The 17,084-nt window shown below is 66.1% G+C and carries 6 protein-coding genes; all 6 read left to right on the top strand.

All coding sequences use genetic code 11. The features are described from left to right. The first annotated feature begins 380 nt into the window (after positions 1–380). A complete protein-coding gene (locus tag RR42_RS00135) occupies positions 381–2,921 on the top strand; it encodes a filamentous hemagglutinin N-terminal domain-containing protein (RefSeq protein ID WP_236701946.1) in 2,541 nt (846 codons plus the stop codon). After that, positions 2,918–4,759: a ShlB/FhaC/HecB family hemolysin secretion/activation protein gene (locus RR42_RS00140; RefSeq protein WP_144409713.1), complete on the top strand. Its 1,842-nt coding sequence runs from the start codon at positions 2,918–2,920 to the stop codon at positions 4,757–4,759. The genes RR42_RS00135 and RR42_RS00140 overlap by 4 nt, the downstream gene beginning before the upstream one ends. Positions 4,760–4,877: 118 nt before the next feature. Next, positions 4,878–5,684, top strand: coding sequence for a peptidylprolyl isomerase (locus tag RR42_RS00145; protein ID WP_043342646.1), 807 nt, complete (start codon positions 4,878–4,880; stop codon positions 5,682–5,684). A gap of 93 nt (positions 5,685–5,777) precedes the next feature. Continuing rightward, on the top strand, positions 5,778–13,592 hold the full coding sequence (locus RR42_RS00150) for a filamentous hemagglutinin N-terminal domain-containing protein (protein WP_082054766.1): 7,815 nt from the start codon (positions 5,778–5,780) through the stop codon (positions 13,590–13,592). Next, positions 13,589–13,990 carry a hypothetical protein gene (locus RR42_RS38175; RefSeq protein WP_082054767.1) on the top strand — a complete coding sequence of 134 codons (402 nt, stop codon included), beginning with the start codon at positions 13,589–13,591 and terminating at the stop codon, positions 13,988–13,990. Before RR42_RS00150 ends, RR42_RS38175 begins: the two co-directional genes overlap by 4 nt. A gap of 377 nt (positions 13,991–14,367) precedes the next feature. Next, positions 14,368–17,079, top strand: coding sequence for a DUF637 domain-containing protein (locus tag RR42_RS39400; RefSeq protein WP_236701948.1), 2,712 nt, complete (start codon positions 14,368–14,370; stop codon positions 17,077–17,079). Positions 17,080–17,084 lie beyond the last annotated feature (5 nt).

Raw genomic sequence — 17,084 nt, forward strand, 5'->3', positions numbered from 1 at the left:
TCCTTCCTCTCGCCCCTTTACGAGCGATCGTCGCCCCTGTGGAACGATCGATGGGGATCCTGTTTTCAGTTTCACTAACACCTGATTAAAGCATGGCCGTTGTTGCGGACACAATTGTTGAATTTTTGTTAGATCCATTGGCTGATGCGTTTGCCGAACCATCAGAAGCGAATAAACGCCGGAAGATTGGGAAATTTCCCAAATTTTTTCCAATGGCATTCTGCTAATGTCGCGTCAAAATTCAGCGCGGCAGAATTGGCAGAAGCGGCAGCAGCGTTTCCTTGTTGAGCATGGGAAGCGTCTTAAGCATCGTCTTATCCGATTTCGTCGGCGCGCACTTTGAGAATGGGAGAGACCCCGTGCGGCATGGCGAGACTGGAATGGAGCACCAAAAGACGACGGTCGCCGCCATGGCGGCGCATGGCCTGCGGCTTTCCGCTCTGGCCTGGGGAGCGCTCCTGCTCACTGGCATTGGCACGGGCACTTGTCTTGCCGCTGGCGTGGTGCCCGATGGCGGCAAGACCGCGCCCACGGTCACGGTGGGGGCCAACGGCCGCGTCACCGTTGGCATCACCAATGCGGTTGGCGGTGTATCGACCAACACCTACCGGGACTTCAACGTCCCGCGCGCCGGCGTCGACCTCGATAACTGCGCGGTGCTCGCCCGCACCATCCTGAATCAGGTCACGAGCACCAATCCGTCCTTGCTTGAAGGGCCGTTGAATGTGCTGGGAAACCGCGCCAATGTCATCGTGGCCAATCCCAACGGGATCACCGTGAACGGCATGACGGTGCACAACATCGGCAAGCTGGCGTTGACCACCGGGCAGGTTGACCTGACGACGCTCAACAATGTGGCCGCACAAAGCAACATCACCATCAAGACCAGTCAGGGCTTGCTTGAGATCGGCCCGCAAGGGCTGTCCGGTGAACTGCTCCAGCTTGAGTTGATTGCCAAGCAGATTCGCATTGGCGGCAGGATCGAGAACCGTTACAGCAGCACCACCGCCAATCTGCGGCTGGTTGCGGGAACCAGCGAGGCGGAGGTCAATACGGGCCCTTCGGCCACCGATAACCGGACTGACTGGATCACGTACACGGCGCCCGAGGACATCCGCGGCAAGGGCATTGCAGTGGACATCACCGGCGCGGGTAGCCTCGTGTCGGGCCGTATCGAGCTGCTCGTTACCGATCAGGGCGCGGGCGTACGGCACGCCGGCTCTGCCTACGCCACCGCCGGCGATTTCGCGGTCTCCGGCACCGGCGACCTGCAGCTCGCCTCCGGCAAGATCCAGGCGCTGCAGGATGTGGTGATTGGCACTGGCGGCATGCTTGGCACAGGCAGCCTGGATGCCGGCCGGCATCTGCAAGTCACCTCCGACCGCATTGACCTCTTTGCCACCACGCTGGCAGCCGGCACCCACACAACGGGGGATCTGGTGATTGGCGCGGCAGGCCAGGCACACAGCGAACCCATCAGGCTGACCGGCTCGGTGCTGAGCGCCAGCGGCGGCATCGGGCTGCTCGATGCTGGCGCGGGCATTGCGCTTGCCGGCACGCAGGCCTCGGCCGCGGGCAACCTCGTCATTGCGACATCGCGGCTCCAGACCACGCAGGCTGACACGCGCACGGCGCTGACTTCGCGCAATGGCGCACTCAGCATCCAGGCAGATACGGCGGCGCTGTCCGGCACCGACGTTGACGGCGTGGCCGGCACCGGCATCCAGGTGCGCGATCTTGCGTTGCAGGGCACCGCCATACGCGCCTCCGGCGGCTCCGTGGCCATCGATGCCACCGGCAGCTATGTCCAGCGTGACAGCAGCGTGCTGGCAGCGACCGATGTGCGGCTGCATGCGGGGTCGGTATTGCTTGACTCGGCCGCCGCGCAATCGACGCTGGTCGCCACCAATGGTGGCGTGCTGCTGCAGTCGGACGGCGATCTGACCAGCCAGGGCGCGCTGATCCAGGGGCAATCGCGCATCGCGGGGCAGGCGCAGTCCGCCGGTGCCGTGACCGTGCTGACGGGCGGCACCGTGCTCAATACCTCCACGCCCGACTATCTCGGCGTTGTCTTCGGTGCGGGCGACGATGTCGCGGTCCGCGCCGGGGGCGATGTCATCAACCGCTATGGCCGCATGCTGTCGAACGGCTACCTTGCCGTGACGGCCGGCGGCGACCTGCGCAACGAGATCACCAAGCAAGCCGGCGCCAATGGCGAGCAGCCAAGCTACCAGGCCGGCAGCGGCCAGCGCTGGCTGGTGCTGACCAAGACCAGCGCGCGCTTTGACGTGGACTATGGCCAGGTTGACCGGCCGGCGCAGATTGCCTATCTGCTCTCGGACAAGGGCACCACGCTCACCGGGCGCAACGTCATCAACACCGGCGGGGAAATCTACGCCAACAACGGCGACATCAAGGTGCGCGCAGCTGACACGTTCCGCACCGAAGGGATCACCAGCGGCGCCGCGCATTACTCCCGCAGCTGCATGATCATCTGCCGCACCTCGGCGTCATCGACCACCACCGTGACGGGAGGCCTGTTGTCCGCCGGCGGCCATATCGACATCCAGGCGGGCAAGCTGGCCGCGAACGTGGGCGGGCGCGTGCTGGCGCTGGGTGACTTGACGGTCAATGCGCCGCTGACCTACGCCGCCGGCGTGACCGGCTACTCGGCGATCGCGCGCAACCGGGGCTTCAAGGCCTTCTTTGGCGACACCTGGGCCAGGCTCTATGCCACGGACATCGGCGGCAGCTGGATGGCGGCGGGCCGCACCCGCATCAGCGGCGATGCCGTCACGGATGGGGGCAGCTTCGAGGGTGACGTGGCCATTGCGGGCACCACCACGGTGACGCGCCCGCGCCAGCGCGTTCCCGTCACCGTCGAGAACCACCTCGGTTTCACTTCCTGGGTGTGGCAATGATGCGGCGCGCTACGCCACGCCGATTCCGGCTCGGGCTGTCCGTGGCGGCCCAGGCGGTCGTGTTTGCCGGTGCCGTGCAGGCTCAGGTACCGCCCATGCCTTCACCGTCGCCGTTGGCTGCGCCATTGCCACAACTCACGCCGGAAGACCCGGCACAGCGCCTGTTGCGCGAGCAGCGCCAGCGCGACCTGGAGCGTGAAGCCACCCAGCCACCGGCCCGGATCGAGAGCCAGCAGGTTTTGCCGCCCGATACACCAATCGAATCCGTGCCCGAGACATCGGCCACGTTCGAGATCCAACGTATCGAGGTGATCGGCAACACCGTGCTGTCCGATGCCGAGATTAGCGCCATCACGGTGCCGTTCGTTGGCAAGGCATTGGGGACCAATCGCATCAACCTGTTGCTGCGGCGCTTTACCGAAGCCTTTGTGGCGCGGGGCTTTATCACATCGCGCGCTTATCTGGGCGAGCAGAATCTTGCCTCCGGCGCGCTGATGGTCACCGTTGTGCCGGGCACGGTCGAATCGATCCGCCTCAACGGGCGCGCCATCCGCTCGCGCGGCAGCGATGGCAGCGCAGATCGTGGCGATAGCAGAGACGGCAAAGATAGCGGATGGCGCGATACCGTGGGCGGCGGGCTGCTGACAGACGCCGGCACCGGCTGGCAATTCCCCGCGCCGGGCGACACCTTGCGCCTGCAGGATCTGGAGCAAGGGGTTGACCAGGTCAACCGCCTGCGCCGCAACCGCGCCGAGCTGCAGATACTGCCGGGGCAAACGCCGGGCAGCTCGGTGGTGGCGCTGGCCAACCAGCCCGGTGACCGTTTCCGCTTCAATGCCGGCGTCGACAACTATGGCAGCCGGACCACGGGCATCTCGCGCACGCGGCTGGGCATCGATGCCGACAACGCACTGGGCTTGCAGGAGGCGGTGTCCGCCAGCTATGTGGGCACGCGCGATACCAATGCGGCCGTGCTCTCGGCGGCGGCGCCGTTCGGCTACAGCACCTTCAGCTATACCGGCTCGGTATCCGAGTACCAGACCGCCATTGGCGATACCGCGCTGCTGTACGGCCGCACCTTTGGCCACACGCTGGGCTGGAACCGGGTCCTCACCCGCGACCGGAGCGGGCGGCAGGCCTTCGACCTGACCCTCACCTATCGCAAGAGCGCGCGCGAGATCAACAACCTGGAGCTGGATCCCCAGCGGCTCACCGTGCTGCGCGCGGCCTGGAGCGGATTGCGGCGCTTTGCCGCCAACGACCAGCAGGGATATGCCACGGCCGAGGCCGGCGTCTCGCGCGGGTTGCGGCTGATCAACGCCACCCGCGACCCCGCCGACATCCGCTCTGACGAAGCGCATGCGCAGTTCACCAAGCTCGATGCCAATGCGAGCCTGCAACTGCCGTTGCCGCGGGCATTCGATATGGCTCTGCTGGCCTGGCGCGCGCAGCTCGTCGCGCAGTGGGCCAACGTGGCGCTGTTCGGCTCCGAGCAGATCTACGCGGGTGGCGTCAGCACCGTGCGCGGTTTCCGCGAAGGCGCCATCGCTGGCGACCGTGGCGCATATCTGCGCAACGAGATGGTGTGGGCCAACGCGCCGGCGCTGGCCGGTATCCGCATGGAGCCGTACCTGTTCCTGGACGGCGGCCAGACCCAATCGGTCGCGACCCATGACTGGCAAGCGGTGGCAGGCACCGGCGCCGGCATTCGTCTCTCGGCCCAGTGGGCCAAGCAAACATTCACCAGTGAGCTGCTGGTTGGCGTGCCGCTTGTGCAGCCCGGCTACCTGGGCACAAAGGCGCTGCTTTTGTTGGCCACGCTCAACTGGACCTATTGAGCTGGACTTATTGAGCTGTGCCTATGAGCCGGGCTGGAAGCGGCCTGCCTGAACACAGAACACCGAACACCGAACACCGAACTTCGATACCCAATACCCGACGTCAAAGGAAACGAACATGCAATCCCAGATATTTCGCCTTATCGCCACCACCGCATTGGCCTTCAGCCTGCAGCCTGTCCTTGCCGCTTCGGTCAACGGCGTGGCCATCCCCGATGACCAGATCACGCGCGCCATGCAGCAGGCACAACTCCCCGACAACGACGCGACACGCAATGCCATCAAGCAGCAGCTGATCGCGCGCGAGCTGTTTCGCCAGGAGGCGGCCAAGGCCAAGGGGCTGGAAGCGCGGCCCGATGTGCAGCAGGCCCTGCGCGAGGCCAAGGACGCCATCCTGACCCAGGCCTGGCTCAAAGACCATATCAAGCCCGCGGCGGTCACCGAGGAACAGGTGCGCTCGCGCTACAACGCCGTCGTGGCGAGCCTGGGCGACAAGGAATACAAGGGCCGCCTGATCGAGCTCGCCGACGATGCCGCGGCCGCCGCCGCGCTTGCGCGCATCCAGGGCGGCGAGGACTTTGCCAAGGTGGCGCAGCAGGTGAGCCTCGCGCCGTCCAAGGCCAGCGGTGGCGCGATGGACTGGCTCAGCTTCAAGGTGCCGGCGCAGGAAGGCCAGACCCAGAACCTGCCCTTGCCGCTTGCGCAGGCGCTGTCCACCCTGCCCGCCGGCGCGGTGAGCGCCACGCCCGTGGCCTGGAACAACCGCCGCTTCCTGGTCAAGGTTGACGAAGTGCGCGCGACCCGTGTCCCGGCCTATGACAGCGTCAGGCCCGGCATCGAGCAAGCGTTGCAGGCGCAGGAGCTTGAGCGGGCCACGACCGCGCTGGTCACGCGGTTGCTGGGCAAGGCAAAGATCACGCAGTAAGGCGGCCCCGCTAAGGCCCGCCGGCGGCGAGCTGCCGCCCTCCTACGCAACCCGCCCCACGACATCCAGCTCGACGCACTGCCAGGAAGCACCATGTACCGCGTGAAACAAGCCGCTCTGCCTCAGGACAACGCACAACCCGATCCGTCGCCCGATGCATCGCCCGATTCGTTGCCTGATTCGTCGCCCGGCCTGTCCATGGCCGAGCGTGGCCGTCGCCGCGTGTGGGTGCGTGCGCTGGCTGGCGTGGTGGCCATCACGACCTGGCTGGCGCCGCTGCAGGTGTCCTTGCAGCAAGCCCGGCAGGCGGCAGGGGCGTTGGCGGCGGGCGCCTCGGATCCGGCAAGTATTGCGATGCAGTCCGGCGCCGCGCGGCAAAGCCTGATGCGCTGGGCGCTCGCGCACCTGCCGGTGACGCTCAGCTTTGGCCCTGCGGCGGCCCATGCCGCGCCGGTCACCGACCCGAACGCGCCCGTGCGCTTCACCCCGTCGATCGGCACCACCAGCGGACCCGGCGCGCCGGCGGGCGGCGTGCCGGTGGTGGGCATCACCACGCCCAACGCGGCGGGTATCTCGCTCAACCAGTACCGCGCCTTCGTGGTCGATCCGATCGGCCTGATCCTCAACAACAGCACCACCGGCGGCGGCACGTTCCTCGGCGGCCAGGTTGGCGCCAACGCCAACCTGGCCGCCTCCGGCCCTGCGGGTCTGATCATCAACCAGGTGACCAGCCAGACGCCCGCCCAGGTCAACGGCACCATCGAAGTGTTCGGCGCCCCGGCCGGGGTTGTGATCGCCGCGCCCGGCGGGGTCTATACCCGGGGGGCGAGCTTTACCAACACCACCCAGGTCACGCTCACCACGGGCGTGCCGCAGTTCCTGTCGGGCACCGGGGCCGCCACCAGCTTCGATGCCGCCACCGCTGCCGGCTTCCTCGTGCAGGGCGGGCGTGTTCAGATCGCCAACCCGTCGCCGGGGAACGCCAACGGCGTGGGCATCGAGGGCACGGTCGGCAACATCAACCTGATCGCCGAGTCGATCGGCGTCGATGCGGCGCTGTATGCGGGCAACCAGATCAACCTGGTAGCCGGGCGGCAGCTGGTCACGCCCATCGCTACACCCTCTGCTACGCCATCCGGCGGCGCCTTTGCCACCACGGCCACCGGTGCAAACAACGCGGCCAGCAACACCAGCGCCGCCAGCGGCCTGGCAATCGACGCCACCGCTTTCGGCGCCATGACCGCCGGCCAGATCCACATCGTGAGCACCGCCGCAGGCCTGGGCGTGCGCGCCGATGGCAATCTCGCCGCGTCGGCCAACAACCTGACGCTCGATTCCGCCGGCAACCTTAAGGTTGCCGGCACCTACGCCAAGCAGGCGGTCGCGCTCCAAGCCGCTGGCGCCGTGGTGGCGTCTGGCGATGGCCACAGCGAGGCCGGATACACCCTCAACGCCGGGCAGGACGCCACACTGGGCGGCACGCTGCGCGCGGGCAAGGCCGTGGCGGTGTCGGCAGGCGGCTCGATCCACGGTGCCGGTGGCATCCAGGCGCAGGATGCCGTGACCCTGGCCGCCGGCGCCAGCGTGGATGTGGGCGGCGCGGTCAGTGGATCGCGGATCGCCATCTCGGCGGCGGGCAACGATGGCCGTGGCGATATCCATTTGCGCGGCGATGTCACCTCGCCGGGCACGATCCAGCTGGACGCGGCGCGCGACACCACCATCGACGGCAGCGCGGTTTCCGCTTCCGATCTGGACTTGTCCACCCAACGCCATCTCACCATCAACGGCATGGCGGGCAGCACCGGCGGCAATGTGTCGCTCACCGGCGTCACCGGCAACGTCACCACCGCCGGCAACGTCGTGTCGCCCGGCACGCTTGCCGTCACTGCGGGAGTCGATGCCAATCTCGGCGGCCAGGTGCTCGCCACCGGCCCGGTTGGCGTCACCGCCCGCAGCGGGAGCATCACCACCAGCGGGCAGATCGGCAGCAACGCCAGCCTCGCGCTCACCGCCGCGCAGAACGTCACGGTGGGCGGCCAGGCCCAGAGCGCGGGCAAGACCACCATCACCGCCACCGCCGGCAGCGCCGCGATCCACGGCGCGCTGACCAGCGATGGCGACGCCGCCATCACGGCGGGGCAGAACGCCAACGTGGCCGGCAGCGTGGCCAGCGGCGGCAACGCCACGATCCAGGCCGCGGCCGGCTCGGCCACGGTGAGCGGGGCGCTCTCCAGCGTGGGCAGCGCCACCGTGCAGGCGGGGCAGAACCTCACCCTGGGCGGCCGCGTGCTGAGCGGCGGCGATCTGGCGGCCACGGCCGGGCAGACGCTCAACGCGGGGCAACTCACCTGGGTGGGCGGCAACGCGACGTTGCGGGGCACGGACATCCAGGTGGGTTCGGCGGCGAGTCCCGGCACAGCCGGGGGCAATGCCGTCGCAGGCACGCTCGACGCGTCGGCCACCCGCAGCCTCGCCCTGACCGGCGACACCACGGCCGCCAACATGACGCTGGGCGGCCAGTCCGTTGCCAACAGCGGGGCAACGATCGCCACGCAGCAGCTCACGATCAACGGCGGCGCCGTGAGCAACGCCGGGACGCTCGCGGGCAACCAGGTCAGCCTGACGGCCGCCACCCTGGTCAACCGCGGCACCGTGGGCGGCCAGACCGTCAACGTCACGGCGGCGAACGCCCTGGACAACGCCCAGGGCCTGATCGCAGGCGCCAAGCATCTCGTCGTCACTGCTGGCGCGCTCGCCAGCAACCAGGGTGGCACCCTCTTCGCCGGCGATCTCACCGGACACGCGCCCACGGTAGGCGACCTGACGCTGAGCATCACGGGCGGCAACGGGAGCTTCAACAACGCGGCGGGCCAGATCCTGGCGGGCAACAACCTGACGGTCAATACGCCGAACCAGGTGTTCGACCCATCGGCGGCCACCACCGGCACGCTGAACGCCAACGCCACCCTGACGCTTGCCGCGCTGGCCATCAACAACACCGGCACGTGGAACGTGCCGGGCGCCAACGTGGTGCTCAACGCCAGCCAGGGCATCACCAATACCGGCACGATCCAGAAATCCGGCGACCTGACACTGGCCACCGGCGGCACGTTGACCAACAGCGGGCAGATCGTGGGCGGCAGCCATCTGTCGCTGTCCGCGGGCACGCTGTCGAACACCGGGACCATCCACGCCAACGGCGATCTGGCGCTGGCCGGCAATGTGTCGAATAGCGGCACTGCCGAGGCATTGGGCAACCTGACCGTGACTGGCGGCGACTACGACAACCGTGGCGGCACCACCCAGGCCGGCGGCGACATCAAGGTCGATATCTCCGGCACGCTCAACAACATCGGCAGCGTGATCGGCGCCAAGGGCAACTTGCATATCGCCGCAGGCGCGGTCATCAATGACCGCACCGCGCCGGTTGATGCGGGCAGTTCCACCACCAAGGTGGTCAACGACAGTCTGCTCAACGCGACCATCATCGGCAGCTATTCGCGCTGGTTGCAAGGGGGAGCCTGCGACAGCTGCCCTGCCTATGTACCAGGCGCAATATCCAACATCACGCTGGCCGACGTCACGCGCAATCCCGACGGCTCCGTGTTGCTGGTTCGTGGCGCAGAAATCATTCCCTCGAACGGGGACCAGCAATTCGGACAAAACCTGTGGCACCTGATCCCCGGCACCGTGGGCCGCGATCGCGTGCCAGTGTTCCTGCTGACGCCCGAAAGCACCCTCAATCTTGGCATGCCCACCGTCGACCATACGGTGGTGCGGCAGGCCGACGGGACCGCCGGCCAGATCATCAGTGGCGGCAACCTCGACATCAACGCGGCCTCGCTCTCGAACAAGGGCGGCATCATCTCGGCCGGCAAGAACGCGACGCTCAACGTTGGCAGCCTGGACAACAGCCGTTCTGCAACGCTGGTCAACAGTACCGGGGATTCGGTGAACCAGGGCGAGCTCTCGGCCTTCATGGCGCGGCTCGCGGCACTCACAACGGGCAATACCGACATCTACGGACCGGGACCGCTGGTCTATGGCGTGCCGCCGAGCATGAGTGCCTGCGACAGCTGCTCCGCGCCGCCGCCATGGTCGCCGGTCGCGCAAGGCAAGACTGCCACTGGCGCGGCTGCGGCCGCGCCCAGCCAGGTAACGACCAGCTACCAGCTCGGCAAAGCCGGCCAGATCAGCGCCGGCGGCAACCTGACGCTCACCGGCACCGGCGACCTGACCAATGCCGGCGACCTGGCCGCAGCGGGCAAGGTCGCCATCAAGACGCCGGGCACGTTCACCAACCAGGGCGTCTACGACAGCAAGATCACCACAACGCCCGGCTGCGTGGCGGGCGCGCCGGACTGCCCGGGCGACAGCAATCCCCGCGTGGATGCCCTCGCCTGGCAACAGACGCCCAGCACGGTGGCGGCCGGCCAGACGCTCACGATCAGCGCGGCCAACATCCAGAACCTGAACGCCACGCTGGCCGCGCAGGGCGATGTGAGCCTGAACGCCACCAGCAGCGTGACCAACCGCTCCGGCGCCATTCAGTCACTGACGGGCGATGTATCGATCACCGCGCCGACGCTGGTCAACACCACCATGGATCCAGCGCGGTTGCACAAGAGCTACGGCGGCCAGAACCCGCCCTACGCCGGCGGCTGCAATCCCGGTGGCACCTATGGCAACAGCCAGTGCGCGGCGAGCGAGGACGCCGCCGCCGGCCCGGCCGGCGTCATCTCCGCCGCGCGCGATGTGCAGCTGTCCGGCACCAACCTGACCAACAAGGGCGCGCTCATCACCGGCGGGCGCAACGTCACGGTCGGCATGGCCGGCAGCATCGACAACAGCAGCATCCCGCTCAACGCCGACTGGGTGGGGCGCTGGCAGGAAGACCGCAGCGGCGGCGACCGCTGGCACGACACCGGCGGGCGCGCCACGCTCGGCAGCCTGGAGTCCGGCATCCAGGCCGGCAACGCGCTGTCGGTGACGGCCGGCGGCCAGGTGCTCAACACCGGCAACCTGATGGGCAGCACCGTCGACCTGACGGGAGCCGCCCTGGTGAACGGCTACACCAGCCCCACGCAACCCACGCCACCCGCAACCGGCGCGCAGCAAGTCATCCCGCTGGGCCCGGTGGTCACGCCCGGCGGCGCGGTACCGGCCGCCAAGCCGGTGAACAACCCGACCACCCCCTGGCAGTTCAACCCGGTCATCGTGGCCACGCCGGCGGCGCCCACCACCGGCAGCAGCCAGACCATCGACTGGCACTTCAGCGCCAAGCTCGGCGGCAACCCGGTCACCGCGCCCAACGGCACCACGGACCGCGCGCAATACCTGAACAACAGCCCGGCCACCGCCGTGCTGGCCGGCATCACGCCCGACAGCCTGCTCGCGCAACTGCCGGCCGAGCTGCGCCCGGGCAAGGTCAGCTTCTACTACGACCCCTACACCGAAGGACAAAAGCTGCAGCAAGCCGCGCTGCAACAGACCGGCCAAGCCAGCTTCGTGAGTGGCCTGGCCTGGGACAGCCAGAACCAGCTCTCGGTCACCGACCAGGAAAAGCTGAGCCTCTACAAGAACGCCGCGGACTACGCCAAGGCGCACCACATCGCGCTGGGCACGGCGCTGACCCAGACGCAGGTCAACGAGCTCGACAAGCCCCTGCTCTGGTACGTGCAGCAAGCCGTGCCCGACCCGAGCTGCAACACCGTAGCCAGCACCGCATGCCCCACGGTGAACGCGCTGGTGCCGCAGGTGTACCTGCCCGAAGGCTACGCACAGGCGCTCACCAAGCCGACCGGCGGCACCATCGCCGGCGACAACGTGAGCCTGGACATCGCGGGCCAACTGCGCAACAGCGGCGCCATCACCGCCGCCGACACGCTCAACGTAAAAGCCGGCAGCATCGACGCCGGCCCCAATGTGGTGGACATCGGCACCTCGGCGTACAAAGCGCAGAGCGGCTGGAACGTGATCACCGGCACGGTGGTGCAGCCCGGCGGGTTCATGAGCGCCATGCGCATGAACATCGAGGCCGACAGCATCCACGCGGTCAACGACGCGTTCCTGATCCGCAACGCCGACGGCACGGTCGACGAAGCCGCCACCGTGGCGCTGGTGAACCAGCTGAAGGCCAACCTGGGGTTGAACTACACCGAGGGCACGGTTGCTGACGATATTCATACGCAGTTTATTAAGGAGAAGAAGGGGTTCGGGGTCCTGGGCCAGATCGTAGCGATCGTGGCCTCGGTGGCGATCTCCATCGTCACTGCGGGAGCTGGGGCCTCGCTGATGGCGGTCATGATGGCCGGCATGCTGTCGAGTATGGCGAGCCAAGCCATCCTGACGGGCTCGATCAACATGGGGACGGCGTTGAAGGCCGGAGTCATATCGGCCGTCACGGCGGGCCTGACACAAGGCGCCTTGGCCGGGTTGAATCTGGGAGGCGCCGGCGTCAGCAGCATTGGTGACAGTATTAGTGTGGGCAACTGGGGAGCAGTCCAGTCCGGCCTCGGAAATTACGTCGGAGCAAGCCTGGTGCGCTCAGCGATTAGCGCCGGGGTCAACACGATCGCTTATGGCGGCAGCTTCGGGCAAGCCTTCGCGAACGGGCTGGTGCGGGATGCGGCGGCGGTTGGTGCCAACGCCATCGGGGTGACACTGCCGGGCATCGGAACCGACGGGGCGAACCCCGGAACGATTCTGGCCAACGCGGCTAGTCACGCGCTGCTTGGATGTGCTGCGCAGAGCCTGACGGGCGGGGATTGCGCAGGCGGTGCGGTTGGTGGCGCGGCCAGTGCGATTGCGGCTCCCCTCATCCGGGATGCAATCTATGGTGGAAACCAGACCGTCGTTGAAAACCCGGATGGCACGCGGACTACTCAATATAACGACACGGCATCGAACGCAGCCATTGCTGCGCTGGCCACACTGGTTGGCGGCGCGGCGGGCGCCCTGCTGGGGACGAACGCGACGTCGGCCGCAAGCGCTGCGCAGAATGAAGTCCTCAACAATGCGCTATCGACGAAGCTGGTCTCCGAAAAGAGCGCCAGGCTGGCCGATTGTGGCGGTAACGCGATGTGCGAGTCTGCTGTCACTGCCGAGTTCCGTCTGAAAAGCAATGCTCAGACCGCGGACTTTGTTCAAAAGGTGAGCGATCCGAATCAGCGTACGTTGCTTGCCCTTAACCTACAGAACGACCGGACTCAGGTTCAAGGACTGCTCGCCAACCCGAATTGCCAGGGTGCCTGCAGGGATAGTGCGCAAGCCAGTCTCGTCGAGTATGACCGTCAGATTGGGATGGTCAATGACTCGACTAGTCGGGATCTGAATCGCGCTATGCTGGGAACGGCGGTGGATGCCGGGCTGACCATTGCATCGGGTGTCGGGCTGCTGACGCGCATTCTGCGGGGTGGCGCTGCTGCGGCCGATGTAGCAGAAACGGCGCTGCCCAAAGGCTCCGCTTCTAGTTCAATTACTGCTGCAAGGGACATTGACCACAGCGCCCAAGTCCCAAGCGCTGCCACAAGCACTTCGTCAGCTTTGCAGCAGGCGTCGAATATCTTCTCGTCGAGTGCGCCTGGCACCATCCAGATAGGCAAAGCAGCATTTACAGAGCTACCGAGCACGGGCAATGCTGCTATCTTCTCTGGCGCGACCGATTCCCAGGTTCACCAGTATTTTATGAGCCTGACCGGCGCAACGGAGCTGCCAGTTGCTCGGACGATCCCAGGGAAGGGGACGATCTATGTAGTCAATACACCGAGTGGGAACTTTACGCTGAGAGATTTTTCCTCATCGTCTGGGCAGACGGGGTCAGCATGGACCATTGATATACCGAAGGGGGCCGTGGGCACAACATACAATCCCGAGATTAAGTTCCTCAAGGGAGGCAATCCATGAGACATATTGAACACATTGATGAAATCGTTCGAGATTCATTTGGCCTATGGATCACAGGCCTGTTTAGCGCGATCAGTGCATGGAACCCAACTCTCTCGTTTGAGGAACACAAGACGGTATTCTTTTGGTTGATCGAGCAATTGCTAAGAACGGGGAAAATCAAGTTTATTGCTCCTGGAGCAGACTGCTATACGTCGCCCGGTAACCCACATCCACGATTTACGATTCATGATGATGAAGCCCAGTGGCACGAGCCTCCGGAAGCGATTGTGAGGCAGCTTCGTGCCCAATGGCCGCAGCACGCGCATAACGAAAACGATCTGGACCTTGTGACCTACTTTTACAGCATACCTGGAGTTATCTGGGTCGAAGACGACGGAACGCTTGTAGCGTCATAAAGACAAGCGGCACAGGGGGGCGGGGCGGCCGCTGCGACTGGAGTTGATTGTGCGGGTGATGCCATTCGCGGGGCGACCTCGGCAGTCGTGGCACCGCTGGTGCGTGACGGGCTGTACGACGGCACCCAGAGCGTGACGACGGTCGACAATGGGGACGGCACGTAGACCGTAACGACGAGCTATGACAACCGGGTCTACAACGCTGCGACGGCGGCAATCGCGATGCTGGCCGGCGGTGCCTTGGCGGGAGCGTTCGGGCTGAACGCGACGGCTACACCAGCCCCACGCAACCCACGCCACCCGCAACCGGCGCGCAGCAAGTCATCCCGCTGGGCCCGGTGGTCACGCCCGGCGGCGCGGTACCGGCCGCCAAGCCGGTGAACAACCCGACCACCCCCTGGCAGTTCAACCCGGTCATCGTGGCCACGCCGGCGGCGCCCACCACCGGCAGCAGCCAGACCATCGACTGGCACTTCAGCGCCAAGCTCGGCGGCAACCCGGTCACCGCGCCCAACGGCACCACGGACCGCGCGCAATACCTGAACAACAGCCCGGCCACCGCCGTGCTGGCCGGCATCACGCCCGACAGCCTGCTCGCGCAACTGCCGGCCGAGCTGCGCCCGGGCAAGGTCAGCTTCTACTACGACCCCTACACCGAAGGACAAAAGCTGCAGCAAGCCGCGCTGCAACAGACCGGCCAAGCCAGCTTCGTGAGTGGCCTGGCCTGGGACAGCCAGAACCAGCTCTCGGTCACCGACCAGGAAAAGCTGAGCCTCTACAAGAACGCGGCGGACTACGCCAAGGCGCACCACATCGCGCTGGGCACGGCGCTGACGCAGACGCAGATCAACGAGCTCGACAAGCCCCTGCTCTGGTACGTGCAGCAAGCCGTGCCCGACCCGAGCTGCAACACCGTAGCCAGCACCGCATGCCCCACGGTGAACGCGCTGGTGCCGCAGGTGTACCTGCCCGAAGGCTACGCGCAGGCGCTCACCAAGCCGACCGGCGGCACCATCGCCGGCGACAACGTGAGCCTGGACATCGCCGGGCAACTGCGCAACAGCGGCGCCATCACCGCCGCCGACACGCTCAACGTAAAAGCCGGCAGCATCGACGCCGGCCCCAACGTGGTGGACATCGGCACCTCGGCCTACAAGGCGCAGGGCGGCTGGAACGTGATCACCGGCACGGTGGTGCAGCCCGGCGGGTTCATGAGCGCGATGCGCATGAACATCGAGGCCGACCGCATCCACGCGGTCAACGACGCGTTCCTGGTCCGCAACGCCGACGGTACGGTCGACGAGGCCGCCACCGTGGCGCTGGTGAACCAGTTGAAGGCCAACCTGGGGTTGAACTACACCGAGGGTACGGTCGCTGACGATATTCATACGCAGTTTATTAAGGAGAAGAAGGGCGGGTTCGGCCCCATCGGCATGGTGGTGGCGATGGTGGCGGCGGTGGCGATTTCTATCGTGACGGCGGGGGCTGGGGCGGCAATTGTGGGCGCGGCATACTCCGCCGTGATGGGCGCCACGGCCGTCGCCGGCGCAGCGTTTGCGGCCACCGGCATCGGCTTGGCGATATCAGTAGGTGTGTCGGGGCTGATCGCCGGCACGCTCTCCAGCATGGTGAGCCAACTGATACTGACAGGCTCGCTGAACATGGGCGCAGCGCTCAAGGCGGGCGTTGTCTCGGGGGTGACGGCAGGCCTCACGCAGGGTGCAATGGGCGCGCTGGGCGTGAGCAATGCGGGCGTCACCAGCATTGGCGACAACATTGCCAAGGGCAGTTGGGATGCCGTTCAGTCCAACCTTGGCAACTATATCCAGGCGAGCGTGGTGCGCTCCGCCATCAGCGCCGGGGTCAATACGGTGGCCTACGGCGGCAGCTTTGGGCAAGCCTTCGCGAACGGGCTGGTGCGGGATGCGGCGGCGGTTGGAGCCAACGCCATTGGCGTGACGCTACCGGGCATCGGCGCGGTCGGCGCGGATACCGGCACGATCCTGGCCAACGCGGCTAGTCACGCGCTGCTTGGATGTGCTGCGCAGAGCCTGACGGGCGGGGATTGCGCGGGTGGTGCGGTTGGTGGGGCGGCGAGCGCGATTGCGGCGCCGCTGATTCGCGACCAGGTCTATGCCGATAGTCCGGTGCTGAATTACAGCGATGACAAGGTCCGCCAGGCGATTACGGTCGGGCTGGCGACGCTGGTCGGCGGGGTGACCGGTGTAATGCTGGGCACCGATGCGACTTCGGCCGCGCTGGCGGCACAGAATGAGTCGCTGAACAATGCCACCTCGCAGGGGCCGGCGCGCGGGATCGCCGCCCGTGAAAATGCGCGGTTGATGGCGCAGTGCGGGGCGGCGTGTACGCAGGAGGACTTCCAGCGCATCGATACCCAGGTACGGCAGGTGGAAGCGGCGGCGACGCTGGCGCGGATGAACAATCTGACACCAGAGCAGGCGCTGAAGCTGGGTGACATGTTGACGAGCCTGCTGCCGCTGTACGGCACGCCGGCAGCGCTTTACCAGGCGGTCACGGGTCAAGGTCTGAGCGGTCAGCCGCTGGGCACGGCGGAGCGCTGGCTGATGGGCATTGCTGGCGTACTTCCAGTAGCCGGGGTAGCTTATGGCAAGCTGAGTGAGTTTGTGGCGGCTCGGGGGGCGGTGGTCAAAAATGGTGCAGTTGTAACGGCCGAAGGGACAGCGAACGCCTCTACATACGCAGGATTGAAGCTTGATTTTAAAACAACCCAGGCAGCCAATGACGTTGTGGATAGTCTTCGTGCAACTGGTCAACTTCCGGGCAATTATGTTACGAAAGCGGAAGCGGCTCTGCAAGGGTGGCAACCAGGAAAAGCGCTGAACAATAGTGTGGCTGGTGGGCAATTAGGAGGGGACGTGTTCGCAAATTCAACGAACGTGCTGCCGTCCGCTTCCGGTCGGATTTGGTACGAGGCAGATATTGGGGTGAGTAATACCATGTCTCGTAGCAATCAGCTTGGCACAAGGCTGTTGTATTCTAGTGACGGCTTGTTATATATTACCGCTGACCATTATAAGACGGTGATGAAAATCGGGAATTGGAAGTGAGGTGC

It is taken from the genome of Cupriavidus basilensis (genome assembly GCF_000832305.1).
GTDB classification, from domain to species: Bacteria; Pseudomonadota; Gammaproteobacteria; order Burkholderiales; family Burkholderiaceae; genus Cupriavidus; species Cupriavidus basilensis_F.

Bases quoted from the DNA above. Each gene is read 5' to 3' on its own strand.
- RR42_RS00135 (WP_236701946.1), top strand. From the start codon at position 381: ATGGAGCACCAAAAGACGACGGTCGCCGCCATGGCGGCGCATGGCCTG.
- RR42_RS00140 (WP_144409713.1), top strand. From the start codon at position 2,918: ATGATGCGGCGCGCTACGCCACGCCGATTCCGGCTCGGGCTGTCCGTG.
- RR42_RS00145 (WP_043342646.1), top strand. From the start codon at position 4,878: ATGCAATCCCAGATATTTCGCCTTATCGCCACCACCGCATTGGCCTTC.
- RR42_RS00150 (WP_082054766.1), top strand. From the start codon at position 5,778: ATGTACCGCGTGAAACAAGCCGCTCTGCCTCAGGACAACGCACAACCC.
- RR42_RS38175 (WP_082054767.1), top strand. From the start codon at position 13,589: ATGAGACATATTGAACACATTGATGAAATCGTTCGAGATTCATTTGGC.